This window comes from Streptomyces sp. NPDC059080 (assembly GCF_042739975.1).
Lineage (GTDB): Bacteria > Actinomycetota > Actinomycetes > Streptomycetales > Streptomycetaceae > Streptomyces > Streptomyces benahoarensis.
In genome coordinates this window covers 1-3,328 of the sequence record NZ_JBHYGX010000006.1, presented here as the reverse complement: position 1 = coordinate 3,328, position 3,328 = coordinate 1, and the positions used below count along the sequence as shown (strand labels likewise).

Annotated in this window: 3 protein-coding genes; all 3 read left to right on the top strand. The window is 62.9% G+C overall.

Going from position 1 to position 3,328, the window contains the following annotated elements; translation table 11 throughout:
- The first annotated feature begins 780 nt into the window (after nucleotides 1-780).
- The 3 genes from ACFWWQ_RS06310 to ACFWWQ_RS06300 are packed head-to-tail and all read left to right on the top strand — an operon-like array spanning nucleotide 781 to nucleotide 3,193.
- Nucleotides 781-2,118 (top strand): formylglycine-generating enzyme family protein, encoded by a 1,338-nt coding sequence (locus tag ACFWWQ_RS06310; protein WP_384590995.1) that lies wholly within the window; start codon nucleotides 781-783, stop codon nucleotides 2,116-2,118.
- 33 nt (nucleotides 2,119-2,151) lie between these two features.
- Entirely contained in the window at nucleotides 2,152-2,625 is a 474-nt protein-coding gene (locus ACFWWQ_RS06305) for a pyridoxamine 5'-phosphate oxidase family protein (protein ID WP_384590992.1), read from the top strand.
- A 1-nt stretch (nucleotide 2,626) separates the two neighbouring features.
- The gene (locus tag ACFWWQ_RS06300) at nucleotides 2,627-3,193 is read left to right on the top strand and encodes a hypothetical protein (RefSeq protein WP_384590989.1); all 567 of its coding nucleotides are present in this window, start codon (nucleotides 2,627-2,629) and stop codon (nucleotides 3,191-3,193) included.
- The last annotated feature ends 135 nt before the right edge of the window (nucleotides 3,194-3,328 follow it).

Sequence of the window (3,328 nt, the reverse complement as noted above, 5' to 3'; positions counted from 1 at the left end):
CGCCCCTGTCTGTGTTGGCTGCGCGTTGGTCTTCGTCGCCTCCCCCTCCCGCCCGTCCCCCGACTCCCACAACCACACCACCCCCCACACCCGGCCTCGTTCTGGTTTACGGCTCAGATGCATTCCTTGCCTGCTTCGAGGGTGCTGGATATTCCCAGTATCGGGACGGGCCTATCGAAGGTGCACGCACTGGATACCGAAGCACCATCATGGCAAGTGGACACATCGCCAATAGTGGAAAGATTTGGACCGCCTAAAGGAAACCCCGCACAAAATAAATAATGAACAAAATTACGCCGTCGACTGCACGGCGAAGATTCGGCCAGACTCCGCGACGCCGATTCCTCAGGAATGAGCCACTCGGAGAACTCCCCTCTCTTCACCCCCTCCCGGCACGACAGTACTGGCAGAACTGCCCGCAGCGGGCACCTCACCTGCATGAATGACCACAGGTGATCCCCCCTTGCACAGCAGGATCAGAGATCGAAATCGAACCCCTCGGCATCAGCATCCGCATCGTAGGCGCCTTGCCGAAATCGAACGAAATGACAGTCAGGCGATTGCCCCGGGCATTCGCGTATGCCAGGTTCTTACCGACGCCACAATGCGAGAGGGGGTGCCGGACATGTCCGACGAGACTTTCCTTGGATCGCGTGAGTCTGCGATGAACTCGAAGTGGGAGGGCTGATTCACAGCCCTCATTCTGGTGCTGCCGCCTGTGGTGTGCACGGCGGCAGCACCGTCCCATGTGGAAACTGCAGTGAATACTCCAGGGGGTGCATGGTGGCAGCCGACCAGCACGAGGCGCAGGCGTCAGAAGAGATCGCGATGGCCGAGAAGTTCGCGGCCGAAGGGCGCGTGGCCGAGCTCTGCAACCTGGCCCGAAAGCACCGTGAGTGGACGGTGCGGGCTGCCGGCGTCGTGTTGTTGGGCGAGCACTTCGCCGACGACACGGAGGCGAAGGAGACTATCGCCTCTTGCACGCACGACCCGGTCGACCAAGTGGCCTTCACCGCGATCAGGACCGCTGGCGAAAAGCGCGTCGATACTGCCATCCGAGACCTTATATGCATCACGGGCTGGCCCAGTAATTTCACTCGGGACCATATAAGCAAGCCCGTCGGTTTCGGCGCCGCGTACACCAAACGTGCGCTCCTGTCGATCTTCGGCAGCGAGGATCCGGACACGCTGCATCGCCTGGAAGACGAGCATTTCGCCGGACTGCGGAAGAAGGTGGCGGCGAGCAAGCAGGAGCGGCGGAACGAGGACGTGGTCCTCGTTCCGGGCGGCCCGTTCATCGCGGGTGCGTCGCGCCGGCAGATCGAGCAGGTCTACGAACAGGTCGGCTCGTTCCAGATGAATGACCAGGACAATCGATTGCGCGCGGTTGACCTGGAACCTTTCTACATCGACCGGACCACGGTGACGAACCGGCGCTATGCGGAGTTTCTCCGCGATGCCGCCGGCACCGATGAGTTCGACCACCCCGACCAGCCGATCGGCCACGATCACACCCCCGCGCACCGGCACGACTCCCGTTTCAACGACCCGTCCCAGCCGGTTGTCGGCGTCGACTGGTACGACGCCTGGGCCTTTGCGAAGTGGGCCGGCGGGCGGCTTCCGACCGAGGACGAGTGGGAGAAAGCCGCGCGCGGGGTGGACGGCCGCTCCTTCCCCTGGGGCAACGAGTGGAACCCCGCGTACGCGAATGAGGTGTCGCGGTCCTTCGGAGTGGACCCCAAGGACCGTCATGAGCTCGAAAAGCTCCTTCTGTCCGCTCGCCCGGACCACCCCGAGTCTCCGGTGCTGCCCGCCGATGCCCTGCCGGAGGGAGCGAGCCCCTACGGCGCCCTCAACATGTCGGGCAACGTCTGGGAGATGACGGCGACGAACTTCTACACCAAGGACGCCATGGATCCCTTCCTCAAGGGGAGGGAACCGATCGAGTTCATGAACCGAAAAGAGGCGTTCTTCGTGCTGCGTGGCGGAACCTGGACGTCCCCCGCGGTCTGCTTGACGACCTATTACCGGGGCAAGGACTTGATCACGGATCGCCACAACGAAATCGGCTTCCGCTGCGTTTATCCGGCGCGAGGGGCCGACAGGAGTGGAAGCTGAGGCAGGGTTCGGAGGTTTACTTCATTGCCCAGTGTGAAATTGAAGCGCCGGGACGGCACGTTCGGCGCGATGAGAGAAACCCCCTTCGATGTTGAGGAGTTTCTGCGGCAGCCGTTGGTCGCACGTGTCGCCACCGGCAGGTTGACCCTCCGGCCGGTCTGGTTTCTCTGGGAAGACGAAGCGTTCTGGATTTTCAGCGGCCAGTGGTCCAAAATGGCAGATCGACTCGGCAAAGATCCGGCGTTCGAACTCTCCATCGACACCTGCGATGTCCATTCCGGCCGAACGCTCCAGGTTATCGCTCGTGGTTCCGGTCTCGTCGTACCCTTCGACGCCGACCTGGCCCACCGGAAGTTGGTCAGATACCTGGGTGAGGATGTAAGCCTATGGGACGACAGGTTCAGCCTGTGTGAGAGGCCCGGCGAGCGTAAATGGCTGATAAGACTGGATCCCGATACCCTCTGGGTTTCCGACCAATCTTTTCACCCATCCCTCGAAACAGGTTGAAATGTCAGCGTCCGTGCAGAAGCAGGAGTGGTCCTACGGTCAGGCACTGAGGAATCCTCGTCTTGCCTTCTTCCTCGGGGGAGTCGCCCTTTCCAGCATCGGCGACGGCATGCTCATCACTGCGATTCCGCTGGTGGCCCTCAAGAACCACGGCCCGCTTCCGGCGGCATTCGCGGTTTCCTTGTCGGCTGCCGCCCCGTACCTCTCCTCCACCTGTCTCGCGATACCGGCGAGCCTGGGTACGCTGCGATTTCCGGTGCGGGCCTCCATCATGGCCGACAGCCTGCTGCGTGGAGTGACGCTGGCCGCGTTGGGGTTGGCCGCGGTCGGCGGGAGGCTCGGCATAGGCGTTCTCATCATTGCGCTGCTGCTCGGCTCCTCGCTCCGTTCCCTGGCAACCTCCGGTACCAGGATCGCGGCGATCGGTCTCGTCCCGAGCGAGGGGCGGTACGCGGTCAACGGCCTGCTCGCCACGGTCAAACAGTTCGCGCTCTACGTGGCGGGGCCCGCTCTTGGCGGAGTGGTCGCGGCGCTCTCCAGCCCCGAGTGGGCCCTGGTGGTCGACTGAGGTTCCCCCGAGATGCGGAGGGAGCTGACAGAGGGTCAGATGGGACTCATGAGAGGACCTACGACCATGGCTGCCCCAAGGAAATACTCGCTGGAGTTGCGTGAGCGTGCGGTGCGGATGTATCGCACTGCGGAC

Bases quoted from the DNA above. Each gene is read 5' to 3' on its own strand.
- ACFWWQ_RS06310 (WP_384590995.1), top strand. From the start codon at position 781: ATGGTGGCAGCCGACCAGCACGAGGCGCAGGCGTCAGAAGAGATCGCG.
- ACFWWQ_RS06300 (WP_384590989.1), top strand. From the start codon at position 2,627: ATGTCAGCGTCCGTGCAGAAGCAGGAGTGGTCCTACGGTCAGGCACTG.